The 26465-nt window shown below is 56.9% G+C and carries 27 protein-coding genes; 1 reads left to right on the forward strand and 26 read right to left on the reverse strand.

What is annotated here, in order from left to right; all coding sequences use genetic code 11:
* Window positions 1–149: 149 nt before the first annotated feature.
* The 18 genes from aspA to rpsB form a co-directional block, all read right to left on the reverse strand.
* Window positions 150–1610: an aspartate ammonia-lyase gene (gene aspA / locus HMPREF2891_RS06065; protein ID WP_070664463.1), complete on the reverse strand. Its 1461-nt coding sequence runs from the start codon at window positions 1608–1610 to the stop codon at window positions 150–152.
* A 72-nt stretch (window positions 1611–1682) separates the two neighbouring features.
* Window positions 1683–2417 (reverse strand): succinate dehydrogenase/fumarate reductase iron-sulfur subunit, encoded by a 735-nt coding sequence (locus tag HMPREF2891_RS06070; protein ID WP_070664465.1) that lies wholly within the window; start codon window positions 2415–2417, stop codon window positions 1683–1685.
* Window positions 2414–4354: a fumarate reductase/succinate dehydrogenase flavoprotein subunit gene (locus HMPREF2891_RS06075; protein WP_070620477.1), complete on the reverse strand. Its 1941-nt coding sequence runs from the start codon at window positions 4352–4354 to the stop codon at window positions 2414–2416. Before HMPREF2891_RS06075 ends, HMPREF2891_RS06070 begins: the two co-directional genes overlap by 4 nt.
* A complete protein-coding gene (locus tag HMPREF2891_RS06080) occupies window positions 4354–5061 on the reverse strand; it encodes a succinate dehydrogenase cytochrome b subunit (RefSeq protein WP_070664467.1) in 708 nt (235 codons plus the stop codon). Before HMPREF2891_RS06080 ends, HMPREF2891_RS06075 begins: the two co-directional genes overlap by 1 nt.
* Window positions 5062–5169: 108 nt before the next feature.
* Window positions 5170–5499: an acyl carrier protein gene (locus HMPREF2891_RS06085; RefSeq protein WP_070620484.1), complete on the reverse strand. Its 330-nt coding sequence runs from the start codon at window positions 5497–5499 to the stop codon at window positions 5170–5172.
* 12 nt (window positions 5500–5511) lie between these two features.
* Window positions 5512–6009: a DUF3145 domain-containing protein gene (locus tag HMPREF2891_RS06090; RefSeq protein WP_070620488.1), complete on the reverse strand. Its 498-nt coding sequence runs from the start codon at window positions 6007–6009 to the stop codon at window positions 5512–5514.
* A gap of 219 nt (window positions 6010–6228) precedes the next feature.
* Window positions 6229–6717, reverse strand: coding sequence for a peptide deformylase (def, locus tag HMPREF2891_RS06095; protein ID WP_034510676.1), 489 nt, complete (start codon window positions 6715–6717; stop codon window positions 6229–6231).
* Window positions 6714–8525, reverse strand: coding sequence for a proline--tRNA ligase (locus HMPREF2891_RS06100; protein ID WP_070664469.1), 1812 nt, complete (start codon window positions 8523–8525; stop codon window positions 6714–6716). The genes def and HMPREF2891_RS06100 overlap by 4 nt, the downstream gene beginning before the upstream one ends.
* Window positions 8526–8608: 83 nt before the next feature.
* Entirely contained in the window at window positions 8609–9736 is a 1128-nt protein-coding gene (gene ispG / locus HMPREF2891_RS06105) for a flavodoxin-dependent (E)-4-hydroxy-3-methylbut-2-enyl-diphosphate synthase (RefSeq protein ID WP_070664560.1), read from the reverse strand.
* A gap of 77 nt (window positions 9737–9813) precedes the next feature.
* Window positions 9814–11049: a M50 family metallopeptidase gene (locus HMPREF2891_RS06110; RefSeq protein ID WP_083311280.1), complete on the reverse strand. Its 1236-nt coding sequence runs from the start codon at window positions 11047–11049 to the stop codon at window positions 9814–9816.
* Entirely contained in the window at window positions 11046–12248 is a 1203-nt protein-coding gene (gene dxr / locus HMPREF2891_RS06115) for a 1-deoxy-D-xylulose-5-phosphate reductoisomerase (RefSeq protein WP_070664471.1), read from the reverse strand. The genes HMPREF2891_RS06110 and dxr overlap by 4 nt, the downstream gene beginning before the upstream one ends.
* Window positions 12249–12250: 2 nt before the next feature.
* Window positions 12251–12805: a DivIVA domain-containing protein gene (locus tag HMPREF2891_RS06120; RefSeq protein ID WP_070664473.1), complete on the reverse strand. Its 555-nt coding sequence runs from the start codon at window positions 12803–12805 to the stop codon at window positions 12251–12253.
* Window positions 12805–13971, reverse strand: coding sequence for a dual-specificity RNA methyltransferase RlmN (rlmN, locus tag HMPREF2891_RS06125; RefSeq protein WP_070664564.1), 1167 nt, complete (start codon window positions 13969–13971; stop codon window positions 12805–12807). Before rlmN ends, HMPREF2891_RS06120 begins: the two co-directional genes overlap by 1 nt.
* A gap of 29 nt (window positions 13972–14000) precedes the next feature.
* Complete coding sequence (locus tag HMPREF2891_RS06130; protein WP_396334842.1) at window positions 14001–14870, reverse strand: phosphatidate cytidylyltransferase; 870 nt, start codon at window positions 14868–14870, stop codon at window positions 14001–14003.
* A 19-nt stretch (window positions 14871–14889) separates the two neighbouring features.
* Complete coding sequence (gene frr / locus HMPREF2891_RS06135; RefSeq protein WP_070664475.1) at window positions 14890–15447, reverse strand: ribosome recycling factor; 558 nt, start codon at window positions 15445–15447, stop codon at window positions 14890–14892.
* Window positions 15448–15450: 3 nt separating this feature from the next.
* Complete coding sequence (gene pyrH, locus HMPREF2891_RS06140) at window positions 15451–16194, reverse strand: UMP kinase (protein ID WP_070620507.1); 744 nt, start codon at window positions 16192–16194, stop codon at window positions 15451–15453.
* A 117-nt stretch (window positions 16195–16311) separates the two neighbouring features.
* Window positions 16312–17142: a translation elongation factor Ts gene (gene tsf / locus HMPREF2891_RS06145; RefSeq protein WP_070664477.1), complete on the reverse strand. Its 831-nt coding sequence runs from the start codon at window positions 17140–17142 to the stop codon at window positions 16312–16314.
* 50 nt (window positions 17143–17192) lie between these two features.
* A complete protein-coding gene (rpsB, locus tag HMPREF2891_RS06150) occupies window positions 17193–18056 on the reverse strand; it encodes a 30S ribosomal protein S2 (RefSeq protein ID WP_070620513.1) in 864 nt (287 codons plus the stop codon).
* Between the two features lie 353 nt (window positions 18057–18409).
* On the opposite strand from rpsB, the gene HMPREF2891_RS09405 reads away from it, so the two are divergent.
* Complete coding sequence (locus tag HMPREF2891_RS09405) at window positions 18410–19057, forward strand: M23 family metallopeptidase (RefSeq protein WP_186822305.1); 648 nt, start codon at window positions 18410–18412, stop codon at window positions 19055–19057.
* A gap of 37 nt (window positions 19058–19094) precedes the next feature.
* On the opposite strand, the gene HMPREF2891_RS06160 is transcribed toward HMPREF2891_RS09405, so the two are convergent.
* From HMPREF2891_RS06160 to rplS, 8 genes are all read right to left on the reverse strand, one after another.
* Window positions 19095–20009, reverse strand: a complete 915-nt coding sequence (locus tag HMPREF2891_RS06160; RefSeq protein ID WP_070664479.1) for a tyrosine recombinase XerC — start codon at window positions 20007–20009, stop codon at window positions 19095–19097.
* A 78-nt stretch (window positions 20010–20087) separates the two neighbouring features.
* Window positions 20088–21224, reverse strand: coding sequence for a DNA-processing protein DprA (gene dprA, locus HMPREF2891_RS06165; RefSeq protein WP_070664481.1), 1137 nt, complete (start codon window positions 21222–21224; stop codon window positions 20088–20090).
* Window positions 21211–22770: a YifB family Mg chelatase-like AAA ATPase gene (locus tag HMPREF2891_RS06170; protein WP_070664483.1), complete on the reverse strand. Its 1560-nt coding sequence runs from the start codon at window positions 22768–22770 to the stop codon at window positions 21211–21213. The genes dprA and HMPREF2891_RS06170 overlap by 14 nt, the downstream gene beginning before the upstream one ends.
* The gene (locus tag HMPREF2891_RS06175; RefSeq protein ID WP_070664485.1) at window positions 22767–23120 is read right to left on the reverse strand and encodes a YraN family protein; all 354 of its coding nucleotides are present in this window, start codon (window positions 23118–23120) and stop codon (window positions 22767–22769) included. Before HMPREF2891_RS06175 ends, HMPREF2891_RS06170 begins: the two co-directional genes overlap by 4 nt.
* A gap of 885 nt (window positions 23121–24005) precedes the next feature.
* The gene (locus HMPREF2891_RS06180; protein WP_034510720.1) at window positions 24006–24305 is read right to left on the reverse strand and encodes a DUF2469 domain-containing protein; all 300 of its coding nucleotides are present in this window, start codon (window positions 24303–24305) and stop codon (window positions 24006–24008) included.
* 24 nt (window positions 24306–24329) lie between these two features.
* Window positions 24330–24986 (reverse strand): ribonuclease HII, encoded by a 657-nt coding sequence (locus tag HMPREF2891_RS06185; protein WP_148131732.1) that lies wholly within the window; start codon window positions 24984–24986, stop codon window positions 24330–24332.
* Between the two features lie 6 nt (window positions 24987–24992).
* Window positions 24993–25763, reverse strand: coding sequence for a signal peptidase I (gene lepB / locus HMPREF2891_RS06190; protein WP_070664487.1), 771 nt, complete (start codon window positions 25761–25763; stop codon window positions 24993–24995).
* Between the two features lie 141 nt (window positions 25764–25904).
* Window positions 25905–26252 carry a 50S ribosomal protein L19 gene (gene rplS / locus HMPREF2891_RS06195; protein ID WP_034510726.1) on the reverse strand — a complete coding sequence of 116 codons (348 nt, stop codon included), beginning with the start codon at window positions 26250–26252 and terminating at the stop codon, window positions 25905–25907.
* Between the last annotated feature and the right edge of the window lie 213 nt (window positions 26253–26465).

Genomic DNA, 26465 nt, shown 5'->3' on the forward strand with positions numbered 1-26465 from the left:
CTGGCTTGTCCAGCTTTTGGGGCAAACTACCGGCCTTAAGCGCATTTCACCAAAGCCTTGCAAAACATTTCAACACGTTGCAACGAGGGGTCAGGCATAACTAATGCCCAACCCCTCGTTGCTGTAAGCCGCGTAGGCGGCCTGCATATTTAAGAACTCAACTTCTTAGCATCGGTAGGCAGACCTCGCTCGCCGGCCTCCCAAATCTTTCCTTCATACTCGGGCGACACGAGGTTTTGCGCAGTCAAGATTGCCTCAACCTCCTCGCGCGGCAACAAACCCTGCTCAACTATTAGGTCGGAAACCCGCCGACCCGTGCGCGCGGCTTCCTTACCGATCATGTCGCCGTTTTGGTGTCCAATCAGCTCATTGAAGTAAGTAACAATGCCGATTGAGCCCATCACCTGTTCATGCAAATGCTCCCGGTTTGCCGTGATGCCCGTTATGCAACGCTCGGCGAGTGTTACCGTAGCGTTCTCCAGCAAACGCATTGACTCAAACAGCACCTGGGCAATGACCGGCTCCATCACATTGAGCTGCAACTGAGCAGCCTCGGCTGCCATCGTGACGGTCATGTCGTTGCCCACCACTTTGAAACAAACCTGGTTCACAACCTCTGGAATCACCGGGTTCACCTTGGCTGGCATGATAGACGACCCAGCCTGCATGGGCGGCAGGTTAATCTCCTGCAAACCCGCCGTAGGCCCAGATGACAAAAGCCTCAGATCATTACAAATCTTCGAAAGCTTCACCGCAAAACGCTTCAGCGCCCCGTGCACCGACACGAAAGCGCCAGTATCAGATGTCGCATCGATCAGGTTTGCGGCCCTGCGGAAAGGTAGCCCCGTCACCTTGGACAGTTCTTCTACCGCTACCTGCGGGTATCCCTCCGGCGTGTTCAGCCCCGTGCCAATCGCAGTGGCGCCAAGATTGATTGACAGCAGTAGGTCTGCCGCCTGATCAATCACACGCAACTCTTCACGCAGCGAGACGGTGAACGCCTCAAACTCCTGCCCTAAAGTCATCGGCACAGCATCTTGAAGCTGGGTACGCCCCATCTTCAGCACGTCAGCGAACTCGTGGGCCTTCTCATCCAACGCATCCATGAGGCGCGAGGCCGACAGACGCAAGTCTACGAGCTCGCGGTACACCGCCAGGTGGAAGCCCGTTGGGTACGAGTCATTGGTGGACTGCGACTTATTCACATCGTCATTGGGGTGAATAATGTCGTAACGCCCCTTTTCGAAGCCCAGCATCTCGAGGGCTACGTTTGCGATCACCTCATTAGTGTTCATGTTTACGGACGTTCCCGCACCGCCTTGGAACAAATCGAGTGGCCACTGATCGTAAAAATCTTCACTTCCCAAGATTTTGTCGCAAGCCGCCTCAATCGCACGCGCTTTATCCTCCGGAAGCACCTTAAGACGCCTATTCGCCCGAGCCACCGCCTTCTTCACCTGCACCATCGCGATGATGAAATGCGGATAGCTTTCTAGGCGCGTACCCGAAATCTGAAAGTTTTCTATGGCGCGAAGGGTATGGATACCCCAATACACGTCGGCTGGAACTTCCCGTTCACCAAGCAGATCCACTTCTGTGCGCGTTTGCATCCAATGCCCCTTTCAGTTCGACCACCACAAGCATATATATGATTCATATTCGAGGCCGCGCTTTGTGACTGCCTATTTCGGAGCCGGCGCAAACGCTCGCTCGCGCATAACGGTAGCCACTGCCCGTAGCGGGATCCCCGCCGGGCACACCGCTTCGCATTCGCCGTATAGAGAGCAGGGGCCGAAGTTTGCCTCCATAACGGCCGTCATATTTTTGGAGCGCTTACGCCGGGCACGCCCCGGCACCTCCAGCGCAGCTAGATGCGCAAGTTTGGCGCCAGTAAACAAGTTTGCCGCCCCGTTTGGGCATGCCGCAACGCACGCCCCACACCCGATGCAAGCAGCCATATCCAACGCCTGTTCGGCAACCTCGTGCGTGTTAAATGCCTCGTCCGCATCGGGAGCCGTCCCCGCATCCGTATGCGAGTACGCTCCAGCCATCAAAATTTCATCCAAAGCCGAGCGATCCACCACTAGGTCTTTGATCACCGGGAACTGCTTGGCGCGCAGTGGTTCGAGAGTGACAACCTCACCCTCCTTGCGCTCGCCTACCCGCTGGTGGCATGCGGGCAAATTCTTTGCGTCTCCGTGCGGGCGCCCATTTACTAGCAACCCGCAGGAGCCGCAAATGCCTTCGCGACAATCAGAGTCAAACGCGATCGGATCTTTCCCCTCGCGCAAACGTTGAGCGTTCAAATAATCGAGTAGCTCCAGCCACGACATATTGGGGTCAGCTTCGACCTCATACGTTTTAAACTGGCCGCGAGTGCCCGGACGGTCTTGGCGCCAAACTTTTAGCTTAATCATTTGTAGCTCCTCGTTGTCGGCTGAACCGCTTCAAAATGCAGGGGCTCGCGGTCTTCAATGAATACCGGATCTGAGTCCCAATCCTTAGTTCGCCAAGCCGTAGTGTGCATCCACTGATTGTCATTCCTAACGGCCTCGCCCTCGAAACTGTATTCTTCACGGAAATGCGCGCCGCAGGATTCTTCGCGGTGCCAAGCATCAACGCACATGGTTTGGGCAAGCTCCAGGTAGTCTTGCACGCGCAGAGCCTGTTCTAGATCCTGATTCAGTTTGAGTTGCGAGCCAGTGACCCGAAGGTTGTTCAAGTAGTTTCGCCGCAGGTAATCTACCTTCTCTATGCCCTTCTCCAGCCCCTCCTTTGAGCGCGAAACCCCGCAGTGTTCGTACATGATGTTGCCCAGCTCCGCGTGGATATCTATTGCGGGGGTGGTTCCCGTTGCGGCCCTCAACTTCAGTATTCGGCTCTTCACCTCTGAAAGTGTGAACAGGGCGGCCGCACTGCCAGCATCTGGACGCTTCGTGCCCAATAGCGTAGCCAAGTAGTTGGGCACCACGTTTGGAATAACGAAGAAGCCATCCACGCACGCTGAGAGCAACGAGTTTGCGCCCAGCCGGTTTGCCCCGTGGTAGGCATAAGATGCCTCGCCGGCAACAAACAGACCCGGAATCGTAGACATCAGGTTGTAGTCCACCCATAGCCCACCCATGGTGAAGTGTGCGCCCGGAGCGATACGCATCGGAGTTTCCCGCGGGTCCTCCCCCGTCACATCAAAGTACATGTCGAACAGGTTGCTGTAACGCTCGTTCAACACGCCTTTGCCTAGCCGTGCGATCGCGTCGGAAAAGTCCAGGTTGACCGCGTTCTTCTTCGGGCCTACCCCGTGGCCAGAAATGATCTGCTCACGCGCCGCCCGCGAAGCCACATCACGCGGAGTGAGGTTACCGAATGCCGGATACTTCCGCTCCAAGTAGTAGTCTCGCTCGGCCTGAGGAATCTCATTGGCAGGCCGATCATCGCCAGCCCGGCTCGGCACCCAAATACGGCCGTCGTTCCGCAAAGACTCACTCATTAGGGTGGTTTTTGACTGCCATTCATTCTCCACTGGTAGCGCGGTTGGGTGGAACTGGATGAAAGACGTATTCGCTATCGCAGCCCCACGCCGATGCGCCCTCCACGCGGCAGTCGCATTCGAGTTCTTAGCTAGCGTCGAATACTTGTACACGTTGCCGTACCCGCCCGTAGCAAGTACAACCGCATCAGCCATGAGGCAGGTGAGTTCACCCGTGATAAGACTGCGCACCACCGCGCCCACGGCTCGGCCGTCCTCGACAATCAAATCCAACATTTCGTGGCGAATCCACAACTCGACGCGCCCAGCTGCCACCTGTCGCAATAGCGACTGATGAGCCGCAATCTGCAACTGCTGTCCCGTCTGCCCCCGCGAATAAAACGTGCGCGACACCTGCACGCCACCGAATGAGCGGTTCGACAACGCCCCGTCGTACTCTCGCGCAAACGGCACCCCGTGTGCGCAGAGGTGATCGATCACCCGGTTGGACTCCTGCGCAAGCCTCCAGGCCTCGGCCTCTCGTGCTCGAAAGTCACCGCCTTTTATCGTGTCCGTCACGAACCGGAGCAAGCCATCACCATCCACGCGCTTACCCCGCGCCGCATTAATTCCACCTTGAGCGGCAACCGAGTGCGCCCTCCTTGGCGAATCGTGATAGGTAACTGCCGTAACGTTGTATCCAAGCTCCGCGAGCGTGGACGCCGCGCCCGCTCCCGCGAGCCCAGTTCCAACCACGAGCACGCGGAACTTTCGCCGATTTGATGGGGAAACCAGGCGCATGCGCTGTTTGTGTTCATCCCAGCGCGACGCCGGCTCATCTGCCTGTGGAACGTTCCCATCCAGAACGTTTCCTTTCAAAATAGTCATCACACCGCTCCTAGATTCGCGCTCAAAACCACGGCCGCGTCCCCCACCAAAATCAATATGGCAAGCAGAATCCCGATTGCCCGCATCCACTTGCACCAAGAACTCGAAGTTACGCCGAGGTCATTAATCGCAAGCTCAAAACCGTGCGCCAAATGAATGGCAAGAGCGAGCAGCACGATCAGGTAAAAGACGGCCATAACCGGCCGATCCAACGAGGCGATCATGTTGGTTGCCGCATAAAACTGCTCGTCTGGGTGCTGGAATGAAGCCGGCTGCACCAGCGCTCCAACCGTCAGATCCAAGATGTGCACAAACACGAAAGCCAGAAGCACGATCCCCGTAGGGAGCATCATCTTAGCGAAATAGCCGCTCAAACCCTTCGGCCGCGCGTTTGCAGTATTAGCCCGGGACCTCTTCCACACGAGTAGCGCACATAACACGTGGATGAGCAGGCAGGCGCCGAGCACAATGCGAGCAATCCACAGCAATCCCTCGTATGGCAAGAGCGGAGTAAACGCCTCGCGTAGCCACTTCGAATATGCGTTGTAGTCTTCGTGCGATGCAAAAATTTTCAAATTGCCGAGCATGTGTACGAATACAAACGCGAGCATCACAAGCCCGGTAATCGACATCGCAAGCTTCGCCGCCCAAGTGGGGAAAACCTGCGCCTTCTCAAGCGGGCGCCAAACCCTTCCATAGACCGTCATTGCTCACCCCTAACGGTTGAACTTACAGTCCAGTCTATGTAACTTAGTTCACGTTTTTAGTGGATCGAGGGGCACGCTTCACATAGAGTACAAAGCTTCTTCGGCGATTCAACCCCTGGTTTCACGGGCTAGGGCAACGAGATCTTCCAGGGTCTGCAACTGCGCCACGTCAGTATCTTTCAAGCTGATCTTGAGGTCTTGCTCTACAGCCGCAATCACCGCGTAAAGGCCGATCTCATCAAGATCAAAATCATCAGCAAGGCTCATATCGGAGCGAAAATCCTGTGCCTCAACCGTTGATTCATCGAGGAGAGCGGCAACCACTGCCGCCTCGACCTCATCCGCGTCTGAGTTCTCACTTACAGACTCGCTACTTGATTCTTCGGGTTGCTCATCCGACAGGTCATAGCCGAGCATTTCGGCAATCGAGATTCCCACGGATAATCCTCACTAACCAACTCGGTGAAGCCAGCGCACGGACACACCATCGCCCGCGTACCTAAACGGCTCCAACTCTTCATCCCACGCCGCGCCCAATGCAAGATTAAGGCGCTCGCGCAACTCTGCTGGATCCGTTGCCTCCATCGCCGAGCGAATACGATCCTCAGGGACCATCATGTTCCCCGAAGCATCCATTGGAGCATGGAAAATACCAAGATCAGGCGTGTGACACCACCTTGCACCGTCCGAACCCCGCACGGCTTCCTCGGTGATCTCGTAGCGCAGATCGTCCCAACCTCTAAGTGCAGAAGCTAACTGCGCCCCCGTTCCCACGGGGCCAACCCAAGAAAACTCAGCGCGCATAAGGCCGGGCACAGCGCCCTGCTGGGTCCATTCCAAACGCACGTCCTGATCCAGCACCGACGCAACGTTCCACTCAACGTGTGGGCATAGTGCTGGCGGACATGAGTGTACGAAAAGAACACCGCGGGTGTAACTTCCGGACATGATGCCTCCCTTTTCCTTGAGGTTCGTCTTCCCCTACGTCCTCAAGCGTCAAAGGCTAACCGATCCAGCGGTGCTTTCCCCATTGTGTCCTAAAAATCTCTCTCACGCTAGTCTGCGTCTCCAACGCAGTGCAATGCCAGCACGCGTCAGAGCATAAAACTTCGCTAAATCATGGCAAAAGCCCCGCCAAAGCGGGGCTTTCTACCAACTAGCGCATCATTACATGATTTCACGAACCTTGCGCAATGCCTTCTTGCGCGTTGCACGATCCAAGCGATCTAGGTACAGCATTCCCTCCAGGTGGTCCGTTTCGTGTTGCAGGCAACGTCCCATTAGTTCTTCGCCCTCGACCGTAATCTTCTTACCATCGAGGTCAATCCCCTCAACACGGGCATACCACGCGCGTTTTGTTGGGAACCACAAGCCGGGAACCGAGAGGCACCCCTCGTCACCGTCCTGGTACTCGTCCTTTGAAACTTCAACCAGTTTCGGATTGAGCACATAACCGATCTCGCCATCGATATTCCAAGAAAAGGCCCGCAACCCAACGCCGATTTGAGGGGCAGCAAGACCTGCGCGTCCCTCCTCATCGACGTTCTCTAGCAAGTCCTCAACGAGGCTCTTCACCGAATCGTCAATGTCAGTGATCCACTCACATGGCGTGCGCAAAACCGGGTCGCCAATAACCCTAATCTCACGGTATGTCACTTGGCTGACCCCCTATTCGCTTCAAGCTCGGCAATAATAATCTGCTTTGCTTCTTCAACCGGAATCTCCTTTGAGACACCGCCGCGACGGTCGCGGAACTCAACCACACCGTTCTTCAAGCCGCGCCCGACAACAAGGACATACGGCATGCCCAGCAGTTCAGCATCAGCAAACTTCACGCCCGCCGATACCTTCGGACGATCATCGTAAAGCACGTCGAAACCAGCATCCGACACAGCCTGAGAAATGTCAGCCGCGGTATCAGCGATCTGTTCGCCCTTACCCGCCGCAAGCACCTGCAGGTGGAACGGCGCCACAACCATTGGCCAAGACAAGCCAAGATCATCGTGGTGGCTCTCCGCCATGGCTGCAACCACGCGGGAGATACCCAGGCCGTACGAGCCCATGGTAACCACCTGCGACTTGCCATTTTGATCCAGCACCGAAAGGTCCAACGCCTTTGCGTACTTGCGACCGAGCTGGAAGATGTGCGCTACCTCGATACCGCGTGCAAGCTCAAGCGGACCGGAACCATCCGGGGCCGGATCTCCCTCCTTCACCTCAGCAACCTCAACCGTGCCATCGGCCGTGAAGTCGCGGCCCATCACCAGGTTGTACACGTGGTAATCAGGCTTATTACCCCCAGCGATCCAAGCCGTGCCCTCCACAACCCGCGGGTCAACGAAGAAGCGCACCGAGCCCGTCGGGTTGCCGTCCTCGTCAGTCGTTCGGTTCGACGAGTTTGGCCCCACTACCTCGGGCCCCAAATAACCGGCCACCAACTCCGGATGTTTCGCAAGGTCCTCGGGCGTTGCCTGTTCTACTTCGGCGGGCGCAAAAGCAGCCTCAAGGCGCTTCTCATCCACCTCCCGGTCACCCGGGATACCAATGTTTACAACCTCGCGCGTGCCATCGGGATGCGTCAGCGTCACGACATACGACTTCAGCATGTCCCCCGCTTCCCACGGGCGATCCTCACGCGGGTAAAGCTCATTTGAAAGATCGACAAGTGCGGATATGGTCTTCGCGTCCGGCGTATGACGCAATTCCTTAGCCGGCGTATTCGAGTAATCCACGGGATCTGGAACCGGGGTTACAACCGCCTCCGCATTCGCTGCGTAACCACGAGGAGAACGCACAAACGTGTCCTCACCCATGGGATTCGGATAGAGGAACTCCTCTGAACGTGAACCACCCATGGCACCCGACTGCGCGGCCACAATCACAAACGGCAAACCGAGGCGCTCAAATACACGCTGGTACGCCTTCCGGTGCAACTCATAAGACTTAGCAAGCCCCTCATCATCAATATCGAAGCTGTAAGAGTCCTTCATCACGAACTCGCGGCCGCGAATCACGCCCGCACGAGGACGCGCCTCATCGCGATACTTTGTTTGAATCTGATACAGCGAAAGCGGCAAATCCTTATACGAGGAGTACATGTCCTTAACCGCGAGCGTAAACATCTCTTCATGCGTTGGCGCAAGCAAGTAATCGCCATCCTTGCGGTCCTTCAACCGGAAGAGGTTTGGCCCGTATTCTTCCCACCGGTTGGTTTTCTCATACGGCTCGCGCGGCAGTAGCGCCGGGAAGTGGACTTCCTGGGCCCCAATCGCAGCCATCTCTTCGCGCACAACCTGCTCGATGTTACGCAAAACCTTCAAACCAAGAGGCAACCACGTGTAGATGCCCGGAGCCACACGACGAATGTAGCCGGCGCGCACCATCAGCTTGTGGCTTGCAACTTCCGCATCTGCGGGATCTTCACGAAGCGTCCGCAGGAAAAATTCAGACATGTTAGTAAGCACGATTACCAGCCTAACTGCAAAGCGTGATGAGAGAAAACGGCGGCATCTCTCATCGAATTAACAAGATATTGGAGGGCGCAAAATCAGCTGATCACGTCAACGCTGCCGGAACCCTCTTCAAGGCCCATCGTTTGCGCGATCTCATTCGCATGCTTCAAAAGGGCAGGCACAATCTCGGCCTCGGGCACGGTGTCAACCACCTGGCCCTTGATGAAAATCTGGCCCTTGCCGTTGCCCGATGCCACGCCAAGATCGGCCTCGCGAGCCTCACCGGGGCCATTCACAACACAGCCCATTACTGCCACGCGCAAAGGAACCGTGAGGTCCTTCAACCCCTCGTTCACTTCATTTGCGAGCGTGTAAACGTCCACCTGCGCACGACCGCAAGACGGACAAGAAACGATTTCGAGGGTACGTTCGCGTAGGCCAAGCGACTGCAGGATTTCGATACCCACCTTGACCTCCTCAACCGGAGGAGCGGACAGCGAAACGCGAATCGTGTCGCCAATCCCCTGGCGCAAGAGGGCGCCGAACGCCGTTGCGGACTTGATCGTTCCCTGGAACTCGGGCCCCGCCTCTGTCACACCAAGGTGTAGCGGCCAGTCGCCGCTTTCTGACAGAATCTCGTAAGCCCGGATCATCGTCACCGGATCGTGGTGCTTAACTGAAATCTTGAAGTCGTGGAAGTCGTGCTCCTCAAACAAAGACGCCTCCCACATCGCCGACTCCGCGAGGGCCTCCGGCGTGGCTTTGCCATACTTCTTTAGCAAGCGCGGATCGAGTGACCCTGCATTCACTCCAATGCGCAAAGACACCCCCGCGTCCGTCGCAGCCTTCGTGATGTCTTTAACCTGGTCATCAAACTTACGAATGTTGCCCGGATTTACGCGTACCGCCGCACAACCCGCCTCAATCGCTTTGAAAACGTAACGCGGCTGGAAGTGAATGTCGGCAATCACGGGGATCGTGGACTGCTTCGCAATAATGGGCAACGCCTCCGCATCATCAGCCGATGGCACCGCGACCCGCACGATGTCGCAACCGGCGGCGGTGAGCTCTGCAATCTGCTGCAAAGTTGCACCAATATCAGTGGTCTTCGTAGTGGTCATCGACTGCACCGAAATCGGTGAACCACCGCCCACTGGAACATCCCCCACGTGTATCAGACGCGTCTTCTTACGCGGGAACGGGGCTCCGTTCACCTTTGGCATTCCCAGGGCAATCTCGGTCACGATGACATCTCCCAAAAATCAGCGCCAGGTGATTCCTGGCAAACTATTAACAGTTCCTAGACTAGGCTAATCGGCTTAATAATATCGGCTACAACGAGTAGCACCGTCATGGCCATCAGCAAAACAAAAATCACATAAGACACCGGCACCATGCGGGCCGTATCCGCCGGCCCTGGATCCGGCCTTCCCGTGACGCGGTTGAAAGTCCGGCGCAGGCCCTCCCAGAGAGCGCCTGCCACGTGTCCGCCATCAAGCGGCGGTAGCGGGATCAAGTTAAACACGAACAGCGCCATGTTCAAGGACGCCCACAGGCTCAGCAAAAGCATTGCCCGGTCTGCAATCCCCACGCCCTGCTCTGCGGAAACCTCACCTGCAATCCGGCCAACGCCCACCACTGACAGCACAGAATTCGGATCTCGAGGAGCATCCGTAAACAGTTGCACTCCAACGTCCCACACGGCGCGAGGCAAAACAGCCACGATAGAGGCCGTTCCCTCGAAGGTCTGCCACGTAATATCACCGACGTCGCGGGCGGTGCCGCGCTCACGTTCCACCTTGGAAATGATGCCAGCAACCTTGCGCTCACCCACCTGAACCGGTGTCACATCAAACTCTTGCAACGCACCATCGCGTTCCACAACTACCTTTGCCGCGCCGTCCTGATGCTCAATAGCACTCACAACGTCAGCCCACGCACTTGCCTGCACCGGCCCCCAAGATACGATCTTATCGCCGGCTCGCAAACCTGCCTCATACGCCGGAGACTTCGGATTCTCCTCAGTGCAAGTTTGCGAAGTAGTGCCAATACACTGGGGAACCTGGTCCAGCGTAGTTGTGGCCACATTAAAACCAAAACCAAGCACGATTACCGCAAAAAGAACCACTGCGAGTAACAGGTTAGTTACCGGCCCACCCAGCATTACTATGAGCTTCTTTGGGACCGACAGGTTGTAGAACGCTTGAGATTCGCGTCCCTCAGGCAACTCCTCTGCCGAGGATAAACGAGCCTCCTGCGCAAGAGTCATCTGCCCCTTGCGGTTGGTCAGCTTCACTCCCTCGCGCGGCGGAGCATACATTCCCGCCAAACGCACGTAGCCGCCAAGCAGAATCGCCTTCACGCCATATTCGGTGTCCCCGACCTGCTTCGAATACAAAGTTGGACCAAATCCCACCATGTACTGCGGCACGTAGACACCGAACTTTTTAGCCGGAATCATGTGGCCAAGCTCGTGCAAGGCAACCGAGATCATCAGCGCCACAATCGCGAGCAAAATGCCGATCGCGTAACTCAAACGCGGCCTCCAATAAGTTCCTTCGTTTTTTCGCGCGCCCACGCCTCAGCGTTCAAAATATCGTCAAGATCAGGCTCGGCAATGCCCTCGTGCGCCTCGGTTACCTTCGCAACCGTGTCCACGATGTCAAGATAGGGAAGATTACCGTGAATGAAAGCGTCCACACACACCTCGTTGGAAGCGTTCATGACGCTCGGATGAGTCGGCGAGGCGCTAACTGCGGCCCGAGCCAAGTTGAGCGCTGGGAAAGTATCGTTATCCACGGGTTCGAACGTCCAGCTCGCACGCTCATTCCACCTCACCGGCTGCTGCACATGATCCAAACGTTGCGGCCACGAGAGGGACAGAGCAATCGGCAAACGCATATCGGGAGGCGAAGCCTGCGCAATCGTAGCTCCATCCTTAAACGTCACCATAGAATGCACAATTGACTGTGGGTGAACCACGGCCTCAATGTCGCCCGGATCGATATCAAACAAGACGTGCGCTTCAATCAGTTCCAGGCCCTTATTCATCAGCGTGGACGAATTTATCGTCACCACCGGGCCCATATCCCAAGTTGGGTGATTAAGAGCCTGCGCGGGGCTAACATTTTGCAAATCGTCGCGCTTCTTACCGCGGAACGGACCTCCCGACGCCGTGAGCACCAGTTGATCTACCTCCGACCTACCCGTGACAACCTCAGACGTCAGCCCCTTTTCGTGGCGGCCCGGAACCAAACACTGGAAAATCGCAGAGTGCTCCGAATCGACCGGGAGGATCTGACCAGGCCTTTGCATAGCTGCCCGAACCAGGGCTGCGCCCACCACCAGCGACTCTTTGTTTGCAAGCGCCAAACGGGCACCCGAGCCAAGCGCTGCAAGGGTAGGCTGCAACCCTACGCCGCCCGTCACGCCGTTCAGTACGATGCCGTCCTCATCTAGCATGCCGGCGGCGCTCACTATCGCGTCCGCGCCAACCCACAGCTCCGCTTCAATACCTCGCTGCCTCATCGCGCTAGCAATAGCGGCCTCGTCCCCTGAAGCAACCGCGATTACCCGAGGCTGAAACTCCTGCGCCTGCTTGAGAAGCAGGTCAATATTAGACCCGCCCGCAGCCAGAGCCACGACCTGGACAATCGAAGGATTAGCGCGCACAACATCAAGTGCCTGCGTTCCGATAGAACCGGTAGAACCAAGAAGTGAAAGTGGACGAGACATGACTACTCGATCGACAAGAGAATATCGATTGCGCGTGACAGGTACGCGTCCACGGGCCCCTCGAGGTAAGCGTCGCCGCCCTTCGCACTCGGAAACGTTACCTGGCGGATCTCATCAGCGGTGAGCTTTTCTTCATCATCAAAGAAACGAGCAATTCGATCCAGGAACGCGTCCACCTCTTCAACCCGGTATCCGCGCTCCTTTGCCTCCGGATGCGCAAAACGGTTACCCAGCGGGCGAACCAAACGCGGGTACAGCGTCGTTGCACGGTCGGCCACGTGATCCAACCAGACGTCCTCGCCATTAACCGCCACGTGATTCGCGCGCTCGCTAGAGATAAAAGCCGACTCCAAACGATCCAGCGCCGCATCAACCACGGCCGGATCGTAACCGCGCCTCTTCAAAGCGAACACCGTACGGCGAACCTGTTCGGATGTTATTCCCAAACTTGCACGATCACCCTCATAAACCGCGCGTGCCTGTTTGAAGAACGCATCTACCTCGTCCTTGTTATAACCCTTGCGGAAAAATCCCACTGTTGGGAAAAAGTTACTCATTACTGACGCCCCTCTTTATTCTTCACCGAGGTAGCCAACTGGCCACAAGCCCCGTCAATATCTGATCCACGTGTATCACGAATGGTAGTTGCGATTCCGTTATCACGCAGTGTTTCAACGAATTCCTTCATCACGTGCGGGGTGGAGGCAGTCCAAATCGAGCCCGGCGTTGGATTTAGCGGGATCGGATTCACATGCGCCCAGCCGTGTCCGCGCTTATTCAACTCGTCGGCCAGGAGCTTCGCACGCCACGCGTGATCATTCATGTCTTTAATTAGCGCGTACTCGATCGACACGCGCCTTCCCGTCTTCACGAAATAGCGTCGCGCCGCATCCAGCAACTCGCCAACCTTCCAACGCGAGTTAATCGGAATCAGCTCATCGCGCAGCTCGTCATCAGGCGCGTGCAACGAAACTGCGAGCGTTACGGGAAGCCCCAGCTGTGCAAGCTTATCGATTCCGGGCACCAAGCCAACCGTGGACACCGTTATTCCTCGTGCCGACATGCCAAACCCACGCGGCGGTTCATCAGTCATCCGCCTCAGTGCCTGCACAATGGAACGGTAGTTCGCGAGCGGCTCTCCCATCCCCATAAACACCACGTTCGACAGGTGGGTTGGGCCGCCCTCAAGTTCTCCACTCTCACACGCCACATGCGCCATGCGCACCTGCTCGATGATCTCCGCGGTGGAAAGGTTACGTGTCAGCCCCATCTGACCGGTTGCGCAAAATGGGCACGCCATACCGCAACCAGCCTGGCTCGAAATACACAGCGTTGTGCGGCCCGGATAGCGCATGAGCACCGACTCTACCCGCGCCCCATCGTAAAGCTCCCACAGATGCTTCAGCGTCATCCCGTCATCCGTTGCAAGAGTGTGAACCTTCTTGATCAACCTCGGCATGAGCGACTTTTTAACCTGCTCCGCCATGTTCTTTGGCAGGTCACTCATTAACGCAGGATCCGCTATGTGACGCTGGAAGTAGTGGCGCGACAACTGATCCGCCCGGAACTTAGGTAATCCCTGCTCCACGAGGACGTGGCCGCGCTCCTCGAAATCCAAATCTGCCAAATGTGCCAGTGGCTTTCCCCGCCTGCGCGGCGCAAACGACAAGACCGGCTTCGCATCGGGAGTTTTCGCACCCTCCGGAGCCTGATCCGTCGGCATCACCTGGCGGCACGAACGCTTGCTCGCTTCTACCACTGCAAAGCCACCTTCAAGAAGAAATAGACCACTGGGGCCGTCATCAACAGTGAATCGAGCCGATCCATCAAACCACCGTGACCCGGCAGCATGTTAGACATGTCTTTCAAGCCAACATCACGCTTGATCAGCGACTCGATCAAATCACCAAACGTTCCGGCAACCGTAGTCAGTAACGCCAGCGGGATACCTAGCCACCAGGCCCCGCCGAGCCAAACCATTCCACCAATACCAGCAGCGATTGAGAACACGAGCGAACCGGCGAAGCCTTCCCAAGACTTTTTCGGCGAAATCTTCGGAGCCATTGGGTGTTTGCCCCACATGATTCCAAACGCCCAACCGCCCGTATCGTTAGCCACGCACAGCAAAACCCAGGTGATCACACCGGCCTGCGCACCCGGAGAATCCAAAATCAACACCACGAACGACGCCAACAACGCCACGTAAATCAGCGCAAACGTTGTCACCATGATGTCTAGCACCGCCTGCGGACTACGCCCATCCAACAGCTTCCACACCGCCACGGCAAACACAGTTACCGTCAGCGCGCCCAGCACGGCCTCCAAGCCTAAAAAATGGGCGCACACAACCATGCCAACGCCACCAACCCAGGCTAGCGGTAGCACGATCTCACGATTCTTCCGTGCAAAAGCTCCTGCGAGCTCCCACAGGGCCAGCACCACAGCAGCTGACACCAGCACCACAAACGCCTCGTTCGAAATAAACAAGACTGCGAGGAACAGCGCCGCTAAACCAACCCCCACACCAATCGCGGCGGGAAGGTTACGCCCTGCCCGCCCCGACGATGGTAACGGCTTATGGTTTTCAGTTGGCCCCGGATGGGTAATACGTCGTAAATCCACAGACATCCTACTTACCGTATTAAACGGTCATCAGATCCTTTTCCTTGGCCTCCAGCTCGCTATCAACAAGAGCCACGAACTTCTTCGTCAGATCCTCAAGCTGCTTCTCGCCGCGCTCAACTTCGTCCTCGCCGGCTTCGCCGTCCTTCTTAATCCGCTCAAGTTCTTCCTTCGCGCGGCGACGCTCATTACGGATCGAAATGCGTCCCTCCTCCGCACGGGTACGAGCCTGCTTCACGTAATCGCGACGACGTTCCTCAGTGAGCGCCGGCAACGTGCAACGAATCAGATTGCCGTCGTCCGTTGGATTAATACCCAAATCCGCATCGCGAATCGCCTGAATAATGGCCTGCACCGAACCGCGGTCATACGGGCTTACCAGCACCATACGAGCCTCCGGAATCTGCACCGAAGCAAGCTGTTGCAACGGCGTCATCGCACCGTAGTACTCCACGAGAATGGAGTTAAACATCTCCGGATTAGCGCGGCCCGTACGAATATTTCCGAAATCCTTCTTTGTAGCTGCGACAGCACGCTCCATGCCATCTTCGGCCTCAAGTAGAGCATCTTCAATCATTTCTTAGTTCTCCTTCTCACAATCTTCATTAGTTACCAACGTACCGATCTTCTTCCCAAGTAGCGCGTCGGTAACATTGCCCGGCTCATTCATGCCAAACACGCGCATGTTAAGACTGTTTTCCTGACACAGTGAGAACGCCGCCGCATCAACTACCTTCAACCCACGCGCGAGTGCCTCCGAATACGTCACATAATCGAGACGTTGCGCATCAGGTTCCACTCGAGGATCAGCAGTATAAATTCCATCCACACCGTTCTTTGCCACTAACAGCTCCGAACAGCGCGTCTCCAGCGCCCTCTGCGCCGACACCGTGTCCGTTGAGAAATACGGCAACCCCGCGCCCGCGCCAAACACCACGACACGCCCCTTTTCCAAATGACGGATCGCGCGGAGCGGAATGTAAGGCTCAGCAACCTGCCTCATCGAAATCGCGGACTGCACGCGTGTAGATACGCCCTGCTGCTCCAAGAAATCCTGAAGCGCAAGCGCGTTCATCACCGTGCCGAGCATGCCCATGTAGTCAGCCCGAGCCCTATCAAGGCCATGTCGAGAGAGCTCAGCGCCGCGGAAGAAATTGCCTCCACCCACAACCACAGCAACCTGGACGCCCTCGCGGACCGCCTGCGCAATCTGCGCGGCAATCATGTTCACCACCGACGGGTCAAGACCGATCTCTCCGCCGCCGAAAACCTCGCCGGACAACTTCAAAAGAACGCGCCGCCCGGCGCCAGACTGCTCAGCCATCAGCTGCAACCCCTCCACAAAAAAACCGCAGTGCACTAACTCAACACATAGTTTAACGGATATATGACCGTAGCCCCGCCCTTGCAAACAAGGGTCGGGGCTACAATCGGGAACTTACTAGGCACCCACGTGGAAACGAACGAAATCCGTAACCTTAGCGCCGTGCTCCTTTAGGACGTCGCCGACCTTCTTCGAAGGATCGCGAGCGAAATCCTGATCAACAAGGCAATTCTCCGCGTAGAACGCGTTCAGACGGCCCTCAACGATCTTCGGAACGATGTGCTCGGGCTTACCCTCCTGGAGCGTGAGCTTCGTGAGGGTTTCCTTCTCCTTCTCCAGAACGTCAGCCGGAACCGTCGTGCGATCCAAGTAGAGCGGGGAGAACGCAGCAATATGCATCGCGATGTCGCGTGCAACCTCAGCACCAGCCGCATCGGTTGCTACCAGCACGCCAACTTGCGCCGGCAGGTCAGCCGACGAGTGGTGGAGGTACAGCTCAACGTTCTCGCCCTCCATGCGCGCAACCTTGCCAACCTCAATCTTCTCGCCAATAACAGCGCCAAGACCGTCAACCAGGTCCTTAACCGTGCCATCCTCAGCAGGCTGCTCAAGCAGATCCTGCGTAGACGTAGCGCCGCTCTTAACAGCCGCGGCCAAAACCTTCGAAGCGAAGTCAATGAACTTCTCATTCTTCACCACGAAGTCGGTCTCAGCATTCGCCTCAACCATAACGCCGACCTTGCCATCAACAACCTCGCCAGCAATAAGGCCGGCGGCAGCCGTACGATCTTCACGCTTAGACAGCGACTTCAGACCAGCAAGACGGATGATCTCCATCGCCTTTTCCTTGTCGCCGTTGGCCTCGTCAAGCGCCTTCTTAACATCCATCATGCCCGCGCCGGTCTGCTCGCGCAGAGCCTTCACATCGGCAGCAGTGTAATTCGCCATGAAAATCTTTCCTCTTCAAGTATTAGTGGAAAGGCTTACTCAGCCTTCGATTACTCAGCCTCCGGTGCCTGCTCTTCAGCAGCCACCTCAGCCTTGCCGGCCTCTTCAGCCTTATCGGCGTCTTCAGCCTTCTGCTCGCCTTCGGCGCTCTCAAGAAGCTCGCGCTCCCACTCGGCCATCGGCTCTGCGCTGGCGTCCTCAGCGCCCGACTTCTGACGACGCTCCGAACGAGCCATCAAGCCCGCAGCACAGGCGTCTGCTACCACGCGGGTCAAAAGCGCAACAGCGCGAATAGCATCATCGTTACCCGGGATGCCGTAATCGACCTCATCCGGATCACAGTTGGTATCAAGCACAGCCACAACCGGGATATTCAGCTTGCGAGCCTCAGCAATCGCAAGGTGCTCCTTGTTGGTGTCAACAACCCAAATAGCCGAAGGAAGCTTAGCCATGTCACGAATACCGCCCAGCGAACGCTGGAGCTTGTTCTTCTCACGCTCCATCATGAGAAGTTCCTTCTTGGTGTGGCCCGAACCGGCAACATCCGCAAAATCGATCTCCTCAAGCTCCTTCATGCGCTGAAGACGCTTAGAAACCGTGGAGAAGTTCGTCAGCATACCGCCCAGCCAACGGTGGTTCACGTAAGGCATACCAACGCGCTCAGCCTGCTCTTCAATAGCTTCCTGAGCCTGCTTCTTCGTGCCAACAAACAGGATGTTGCCACCGTGAGCAACCATTTCCTTCACGAACTCGTAAGCCTTGTCGATGTCCTCGACGGTCTTCTGCAGGTCAATGATGTAGATGCCGTTACGCTCAGTCAGGATGAAGCGCTTCATCTTCGGATTCCAGCGACGGGTCTGGTGACCAAAGTGGACACCACTTTCCAGAAGCTGACGCATGGTTACAACAGCCATGTCTCTTCCTCTCGGTGCAAAGCACCATTCACGAGCAGCGTTAGCCACTCAAAATTACAGTTACTGCCCTAAGGCCCTAGCGTCCACGAACCAACACCCCGAAGGGACCGAAGCTGGCCACGCCGCTTACGCGGATTTGGACGCGCGATAGTCACCTGCAAGCAGGTGCCGCGTTGATTCTAGCTAAAATCTGGGAGTTTAGGAACTTCGAAGGCTCCTTTTACGCCCACATGTTTCACGGCTCACACAACGCGCCCCCATACGTGTTTCCACAGGGAGCACAAACCCGGCATATCCACAATCTTTCTGCTTCGAAATCGCTGCCGATAACCGTTGTTCGTAGCCTAACCCGCATGGACTTAGCGCATCGATTTGTAACCCTGCTGGCCGCCCTTGGGGCGGGCAGTGCGTTACTCGGCATGGTTGGCGCACCTGCCCGGGGTGAGACATTCGTCGAAGGCTACAGTTCTTCTGCTTGGGTGGGAAGTACACATTTTCAAACTGTGGATGGCACGTATTCTTGGACCAGTAGCGTGTCCGAAGCCTCGCATAGCCCCACTCTTTCCCCCTCGCATGGTGGATACGACCCCTCCGTGGTGATCTCCTGGCAACTGCCGGTAGCACCTCCCATACTTGTTGGACGCCTATTTGACCCGCCGAATAGTCCCTGGACATCGGGACATCGCGGGGTGGACATCTGCCCTGGTGTGGGAGCCACAATTCACGCTCCTGCCGACGGCATAGTGGTTTACGGCGGAGAATTCTTCAACCGGAACTTAGTTTCTATTAGACACGCCAACGGCGTGCACTCCACGTTTGAGCCGGTCTCTCCTGCAGTCGCGAAAAACTCGTTTGTACAAGCCGGCGACGTGGTTGGTCACCTTGAAGCCGGTCACGATTCAGATTGCCTGCACTGGGGAGCCAAAGTTAACAAATACCTGTACTTAAACCCCCTCGCCCTCATCTTCGGAGAGCCCATACTCAAGCCCTTGGACAAATAACTACTGGGACCGTTGGCGATCGATCATGCCCCCCCACTCACGCCCGAGGATGAGCCTGGTTCATAATCGCGCTCAAACGGTGCGCATCCACATGCGTGTATCGCTGCGTAGTTTGTAGCGACGAGTGCCCCAGCAAATCCTGCACCGCGCGCAAATCAGCGCCACCTTCCAACATGTGAGTTGCCGCGCTATGACGCAAACCATGCGGGGAAATCACCGGAACACCGGCACTGGCGCATGCGGACTCCAGGCGTCCTCGGACAATGCGTTGACTAATGCGCCCACCGCGAGCGCCTAAGAACAACGCCTGCTCGCCGCTATCAGTAACGAGGGCAGGGCGGCCCGTTTCAATCCAAACGCGCAGCGCATCATGAGCTGGCTTGCCGTACGGCACCACGCGCTCCTTGTCGCCCTTGCCCAGAACTCGCAAAGTGCGTTCGGCAGCGTTCAAATGCGACAGGTTTAAGCCGGTCAGTTCCGCAACACGAATACCGCACGAATACATGACCTCAACCATTGCCCAGTCGCGAATAGCGCACGGATCACCACCTTCTGTTTGCTGGCGCAAATAGTTAAACAAAGACCGGGCCTGATCGACCGTTAGCGTCTGCGGGAGCGTTTCATCCACTCGCGCAGCCCTCAACTTCAAAGTTGGATCAACCTGAGCGATTCCCTCACGCTTCATCCATCGCCCAAACAAGCGAACACTTGCCACGTACCGCGCTACAGATGCCCTCGAACCCCCCTCGCGGACCTTGGTTGCAACCCATGCACGAAACGCCCGCGGCGTCAGTTCAGCCGAATCAAATGGCCTCGCACCCAGGCAAAAATCAAGAGCAGAGGACACATCGCTCATGTACGCGTGCACCGAAAGGTCTGCCATGCCTCGACTATGCGCCATATAGCGCTCAAATCTGGCCAGAACATCGAGCGTTGACTCGTGCAACTCCATGTTCCTCCCAAATCTATGCATCTGCTACGTCTACGGACAACGCAACTTCAGTCCTGCCTGGCGCGCCTCGTATGTGCGCTACCTGCAACGCGCGAAAGCATCGCCCTCGCACGTAACCAACTTCTTCAACAGTAGTGTAGTCATCCCCTGCTCCACCTCATCCACGCCCAAACCAGCAGCTCGAGCTACCCAACGAACCGTTGCAGATCCCTTCGCTGGAAGCGCATCGAAAACACGCTGCACATCAGCATCTAGGCGCGGCTTCTTCCCCTCGGGCATATCAAACAAGAAATCACCGATGCCGGACATCAACTCCAAAATGTCATCAACGCCAGTCACCAAAGTCACGCCCTCACGGATCGCCTCATTGCAACCCGCTGACATTTGCGACGACACCGAACCGGGAAACGCCCCCACCGGCCTACCCATCTCCCGGGCGCGGCGAATAGTCACCAGAGCCCCTGACCTCGCCGACGCTTCCACCACCACACTCGCCTGCGATAACGCCGCGATCAGTCGGTTCCGACTCAAAAAACGCCACCGCGCTGGCCGCCAATCCGGCGGGCATTCAGCCACAATCGCACCCGACAGCTCGATCTGCTCAAACAGACCCGCGTGAGAAGCCGGGTAAAGGTACGACACTCCTCCGGCCATCACCGCCACCGTCTGCCCCACCTTCAACGCACCCACGTGAGCAGCCGCATCAATACCGAACGCTCCACCCGACACCACGCACACACCCTTGCGAGCAAGCTCAAACGCAACATCACGCGCAATCGAATTACCGTGCGAACTTGATGCCCTCGCCCCCACAATCGCTACCCGCGGCATCGCCTTCAGCTCCCCACGCACCCAAAGCGCAGCCGGAGCCTCCAATCCCAGATCATTAAGCCCCTCGGGCCAAGCAGGATGCTCCGGCCAGAGCACCGTTCCCTCCACCCGAGCCAACGCATCCAAATCGCGCTGAACATCCAAATCCTCCACACGAGGCAACCACCTCTTCAGTGCCTTCACCCACGGGCGCTCGCGGCCCTCCTCGTCAAATAAAACCTGCGGCGAAAGCTTCTCTACGTCCGGTTGGGTTAGTAGCCACTCCAGCGCTGCGGCGCTACCCATCTGCTCGCGCAACACCCCCGCAGCCACGTCGCCTGGCTCCACGATGGCACTCCACGCGCACGCAACCTCTTTTTCGCTAGCCAAATCAGGAATTCGCATTATCAACCCCATTTCTAAACTTCAAAGAACTAACGAGCTCCGACAGGCCGACCTTGCGCGCGCCGCGCACATCCGCGATCGTCAGTGCAAGACGCAACACTCGATCCGCACCGCGCAAACTCAAAGTGCCGTCCTCAATCGCGCGCTCCACACCCCTATACACCGCCGGCTCAATCCCGTACTTCGGGTCATGAAGGAGCCGCGAAGGAACATGTGCATTCATAGTCCAAGGCGTGCCACGCCACCGCTCGCGTGCCCGCTCACGCGCTTGCGCAACGAGCTTGCGCGCATCCGCAGACGTATACGCCGGTGGATCCGACAACTCAGCTGGCGACGGTGTCATCATCGGGATCTGAATATCCATCCGATCCAGCAACGGACCCGACAACCGGCTCATGTAGCGGCGACGCTGCAACGACGAACACATACACGACTTACGCCGGCTAATCGCATGCCCACAAGGACACGGATTAGAAGCTAGAACCAATTGGAAACGGGCGGGATACTCCACGTGATGGCGCGCCCTATGCAAATTCACAACCCCCGATTCCAAGGGCTGGCGCATCGCGTCCAACACCTGGGGCGAAAACTCAGCTGCCTCATCCAGCACCAAAACACCCGCATGCGCCCGCGAAATCGCTCCCGGCCGCGGAACCCCGGTTCCTCCACCAATAATCGCTGCCATCGTCGCACTATGATGCGGAGTTTCGATTGGCGGAGTCCTCATCAACCCACACGACGGATCGAACGTGCCACAAATCGAATGGATTGCAGTCACCTCAATCGCATCCTCATCATCAAGGGGCGGCAAAATAGTGGGTAAACGCTTAGCAAGCATCGTCTTGCCCGCGCCCGGCTCTCCAACCAACAGCAAGTGGTGACCACCCGCCGCTGCCAAAACCAGCCCCTCCGCCGCGAACGCCTGGCCCCGCACATCAGCTAAATCAACCTCATCATGCGCATGCGAAACCTCCGGCTGCACAGCTGGGGCCTCGCGCGCGGAAAGAGCTGGCAACCCCTCGGGCAAACGGCCTCCGAAATGAGCAACAAGATCACGCAAATGAGCGAAACCAAGAACCTCCCCTCCGGGTAGCAGCCTCGCCTCCGCGAGCGAATCCTCCGCCACTACAACCTGCGCCATCCCCTCACGGCGCGCCCCAACCACCGCCGGTAGCACTCCTCGGATCGGACGCAGCGAACCGTCCAAACCGAGCTCCGCCATAAACACTGCTCCATCAACGGCCTTAGGCGAAACCACTCCCCGCGCAGCCAACAGTCCCACCGCTATCGCCAAATCAAACGCGGATCCAGCCTTCGGAATCCCTGCCGGCGACAGATTTACCGTTACCCGATGCTCGAACCAATCGACACCGCACGACTGGAGGGCCGCCCGCACACGATCGCGCGACTCCCGCACCGACGCATCCGGCATACCTACCAAGTTGAACGACACCAGGCCCGAACCTACGTGCGTCTCAACCGCAATAATGTGCGCCGTAATACCTGACCACGCAACCGCGTGCGTGCGCACCAAAATAGGCCTCATAACACTCCTTTCCGATGCTCAATATCAGCCAAACTTCCCCTCACCTTCACGACCACCGCATCCATGCACACGGAGCCGCTCCGCTCATGTTCCGACAACCAAACAGCTGCCCCGCGGCGCAAAAACCGCATCTTCTGTTCCGTAATCGACTCCCACGCAGTTGCCGCCCCTCGAGCCGAACGAGTCTTCACCTCCACAAACACGATTCCCCGCTTCGGATCCCGCGCCACGATGTCCAGCTCAACTCCCCGCCTCCTGTAATTCCTGTCCAAAATCTGCCAGCCCAAGCCGGTGAGGTACTCCGCCACCAAATCCTCACCAACCTGGCCCAACCTATGTGTCCTAGCCATAACACCTCCCGCGCATCATCCTGCTGCCTCGCGTAAATAAGCTCGCCACTAACCGGGTGCGGGTGTGGACGGACCCGGGAACAGTAACGCTGGGGAAAAGCCGGTGCGGGGCGCGGGACGCTCCCCCTGAGGGGACGATGGGCAGGCGTAAACCATGACCGTGAGGGAAAGCGACAAAATATGGGCCTCTTTTTGCCATTTCCCGTCGGAATACCGACGCGGCACAACGCAAACACCACGACCGTGAGGGGAACTGACTATAACTGCTGCCTAAATGGGCACTTTGGGTCTGAATCGCTGTTTCATCACCAGGCCAGAACACAACCGTGAGGGAAACCGACAAAAACAGCTACTCAAACCGACACTTCCCCTCACAAAACCGAGCGCGCATCAGGCCTCGAACACGAATGAGACCTAAAACGGCACAAAACAGCCTTCATTCAGGCATTTTGGGTCGGAATCGATAACTACAAGCCCGCAGCTGTCGCAACCGTGAGGGGAAATAACCAAAACGGCCTGCTAATTCGGCACTTTGGGTCTGAATCGCTGTTTCATCACCAGGCCAGAACACCACCATGAGGGGAACTACCCGAAAGAGCTGCCTGATTCGACCCTTTAAGTCTGAAATGCGGATACGGCTGTTTAGGTCGGGAACACGGATATGGGAGTTTGGGGCGGAAAAGTGGGGATGGCAGTTTGGGACGGGAATGCACGGAGGGCAATTTAGGTCGGGCACATTCAAGGGCCGGACGCAGCGCTACACGCAGTCAGACCAAAGCTCCTCATCTAGTTAAGCCAAAAGGTTACGCCCAAAGAGAGCGCAAAACGGCGTGCCCAGAAAGGGGAAAGCACGCCGCCCAAAGGAATTCACACCGCCCTCGCAAGCTATGGGAGCTCTAGCTCCGACTTGGAGAGCTCCTCGATATTCACATCCTTAAACGTCAGCACACGCACAGACTTCACAAACCGCGACGAACGGTAAATATCCCAAACCCACGCGTCCTCAAGCCGCAACTCAAAAAACACGTCATTGCCCACCGGATGCACCTGCAAATCCACCTGGTTACACAAGTAAAAACGGCGCTCTGACTCAACCACATATTTAAACAAGCTGATCACATCGCGATACTCGCGGAACAGATCCAGCTCCAAGTTGTTCTCGTAATTCTCAATCTCAGGATTCATCCCCAAAGCCCTTTCCTGCCCGAACTAATCCTTCAAAAGCCGCCACGACTGCCGGTGATAAGCGCTCACGCCAATCTTAGCCAATGCCTCCCGATGCGCCGCCGACGCATAACCCTTATTCGCCGACCAACCATACCCAGGATCCGGCAAAGACACCATCAAATGGTCGCGCACAACCTTCGCCACAATCGAGGCCGCCGCCACTACCGAACACGACGCATCGGCCTTTACCAAGGTCTGTACCCTAGGCTCACCAACAGCAACAAACGCGTCCCGGCCCTCACAGGCACCAAACAAATCCTCCGTTGGAGTCAGCCAATCATGTGACCCATCCAGTAGCACCACGCCCGGCCGCACCCCGGCAGATGCCAACGTTCCAAGAGCGCGAAGCCCGGCCCTCCTCAACGCCGCGGTGATGCCCAACTCATCAACCTCAGCAGCCGACGCCATCCCCACAGCCGTAGGCCCCGCCCACCTTGCGGCCTCCAAAACCAGGCGCTCCCGAGCGGCCGGTGACAAAAACTTCGAATCTGCCAAAGCAGTTTCTGGTTCAACTCCAGGAGAAACCGCAACTCCCACCGCAACCGGACCAGCTAGAGCGCCGCGCCCAACCTCGTCCATGCCAACAACAGTGCCAAACCTGGACAGATCACGCTCAACACGTGTGCTTGCAAGCTTCAAGTCTGCTCACCGCACGTTCTCAAAAGGTGAATTATCCGTGGGATTCGACCAATGCCCCAAAGGCCAACTAACCCAAAACACCTTGCCCACCACGTCATTTACGTCAACAAAAGCAAGGTCTGGAATTGTCATGTGTGCGCGCGAATCCGCAGAATTATTGCGATTATCCCCCATCACCCAAAGGTGTCCCTGCGGAACCGTCACTCTAAATGGCTGGACAGAATTATCCGAACCCGACTTCAAATACGGTTCCGAAATCGCCTGACCATTTACCAGCAGACGGCCGCCATCATCACAGCACTCAACCGTGTCTCCGCCCATACCGATCACACGCTTCACCAGATGCTGATCGCCCGAGGCCGGCCGCAAACCCGTATATACCAGCGCTTTCTCAATCGCCCCGGATACCCCACCTGGCTCTGCAACGGGCGGCAGCCATTCATTGGCATCTCGGAAAACCACCACGTCACCACGTTCAAGCTCGAACACACCCGGCGTAAGTCTAGACACGAGGACGTTATCGCCAATCTGTAACGTATCCTCCATTGAACTGGACGGGATCCAAAAAGCCTGGACCAAAAAAACTCGCAATAACGAGGACAAGATCACCGCAAGAACAAGGATTAACAATACCTCGCCCACACGTCCCCGCACAGTAGTCTTCTTGGCAGACTTACCCTGATTCTCTGAATCCGGATGCACATGACGAGGCTGATATGTAGCCTCCGATTCAGAAGAGCGCTCCTCGCGCCGGACGATCGCATCAAAGTCCTGCATAACTCTCCTAAATCTCAGACCATTCCCAATGCATTAGCTTAAAACATCCGGCCCAATGTGCCTACACCAAACGCTTACGCAAGAGTAGGCCCAATAAAAGTCATGCCCCGGCAAATGCCGGGGCATGCACAAGCACTAAAATTAGTTAGCGCGCTTCTCACGGACCTTAGCGGCCTTGCCGTGACGGTCACGCAGGTAGTACAGCTTAGCGCGACGAACGCGACCAACAGTCACAACCTCAATGGACTCAATGGTCGGAGCGTGCAACGGGAACGTACGCTCAACGCCAACACCGAACGAAATCTTACGAACGGTAAACGTCTCACGAATGCCCTCGCCCTGACGAGCAATGACAATACCCTGGAAAACCTGGATACGAGTACGGTTGCCCTCCGTAACCTTTACGTTCACCTTGACGGTGTCGCCGGCCTTGAATTCCGGAATATCGCTACGTAGCGAAGGCTCGTCAACGAAATCTAGCTTCTGCATGTTAATCTCCCGATCAAAACTGCCGCAGGTCAGACCTGATCATTTAGCGGCCTAGCCGCCGACTACATTTGTGGAATCTGGCCTCGGTGTCCCCCTGCGGCAGGTTTCACCGCCATTTTCCAACCGCTCCATTGTGCCATATAACGAGGACGCAGTCGACACTGTATTCTCTCGAAGCCGCCGGTAGTTACCAATCTCACCGCCCCAGATAAG

This window comes from Actinomyces sp. HMSC065F11 (genome assembly GCF_001813085.1).
Taxonomy (GTDB): domain Bacteria; phylum Actinomycetota; class Actinomycetes; order Actinomycetales; family Actinomycetaceae; genus Gleimia; species Gleimia europaea.

Excerpts from the sequence above, each read along its gene's own strand:
- aspA (WP_070664463.1), bottom strand. The coding sequence starts at position 1,610 with ATGCAAACGCGCACAGAAGTGGATCTGCTTGGTGAACGGGAAGTTCCA.
- HMPREF2891_RS06070 (WP_070664465.1), bottom strand. The coding sequence starts at position 2,417 with ATGATTAAGCTAAAAGTTTGGCGCCAAGACCGTCCGGGCACTCGCGGC.
- HMPREF2891_RS06075 (WP_070620477.1), bottom strand. The coding sequence starts at position 4,354 with ATGACTATTTTGAAAGGAAACGTTCTGGATGGGAACGTTCCACAGGCA.
- HMPREF2891_RS06080 (WP_070664467.1), bottom strand. The coding sequence starts at position 5,061 with ATGACGGTCTATGGAAGGGTTTGGCGCCCGCTTGAGAAGGCGCAGGTT.
- HMPREF2891_RS06090 (WP_070620488.1), bottom strand. The coding sequence starts at position 6,009 with ATGTCCGGAAGTTACACCCGCGGTGTTCTTTTCGTACACTCATGTCCG.
- ispG (WP_070664560.1), bottom strand. The coding sequence starts at position 9,736 with ATGCCAAAGGTGAACGGAGCCCCGTTCCCGCGTAAGAAGACGCGTCTG.
- dxr (WP_070664471.1), bottom strand. The coding sequence starts at position 12,248 with ATGTCTCGTCCACTTTCACTTCTTGGTTCTACCGGTTCTATCGGAACG.
- HMPREF2891_RS06120 (WP_070664473.1), bottom strand. The coding sequence starts at position 12,805 with ATGAGTAACTTTTTCCCAACAGTGGGATTTTTCCGCAAGGGTTATAAC.
- rlmN (WP_070664564.1), bottom strand. The coding sequence starts at position 13,971 with ATGCCGACGGATCAGGCTCCGGAGGGTGCGAAAACTCCCGATGCGAAG.
- frr (WP_070664475.1), bottom strand. The coding sequence starts at position 15,447 with ATGATTGAAGATGCTCTACTTGAGGCCGAAGATGGCATGGAGCGTGCT.
- pyrH (WP_070620507.1), bottom strand. The coding sequence starts at position 16,194 with ATGGCTGAGCAGTCTGGCGCCGGGCGGCGCGTTCTTTTGAAGTTGTCC.
- tsf (WP_070664477.1), bottom strand. The coding sequence starts at position 17,142 with ATGGCGAATTACACTGCTGCCGATGTGAAGGCTCTGCGCGAGCAGACC.
- rpsB (WP_070620513.1), bottom strand. The coding sequence starts at position 18,056 with ATGGCTGTTGTAACCATGCGTCAGCTTCTGGAAAGTGGTGTCCACTTT.
- HMPREF2891_RS09405 (WP_186822305.1), top strand. The coding sequence starts at position 18,410 with ATGGACTTAGCGCATCGATTTGTAACCCTGCTGGCCGCCCTTGGGGCG.
- HMPREF2891_RS06160 (WP_070664479.1), bottom strand. The coding sequence starts at position 20,009 with ATGGAGTTGCACGAGTCAACGCTCGATGTTCTGGCCAGATTTGAGCGC.
- dprA (WP_070664481.1), bottom strand. The coding sequence starts at position 21,224 with ATGCGAATTCCTGATTTGGCTAGCGAAAAAGAGGTTGCGTGCGCGTGG.
- HMPREF2891_RS06170 (WP_070664483.1), bottom strand. The coding sequence starts at position 22,770 with ATGAGGCCTATTTTGGTGCGCACGCACGCGGTTGCGTGGTCAGGTATT.
- HMPREF2891_RS06175 (WP_070664485.1), bottom strand. The coding sequence starts at position 23,120 with ATGGCTAGGACACATAGGTTGGGCCAGGTTGGTGAGGATTTGGTGGCG.
- HMPREF2891_RS06180 (WP_034510720.1), bottom strand. The coding sequence starts at position 24,305 with ATGAATCCTGAGATTGAGAATTACGAGAACAACTTGGAGCTGGATCTG.
- lepB (WP_070664487.1), bottom strand. The coding sequence starts at position 25,763 with ATGCAGGACTTTGATGCGATCGTCCGGCGCGAGGAGCGCTCTTCTGAA.
- rplS (WP_034510726.1), bottom strand. The coding sequence starts at position 26,252 with ATGCAGAAGCTAGATTTCGTTGACGAGCCTTCGCTACGTAGCGATATT.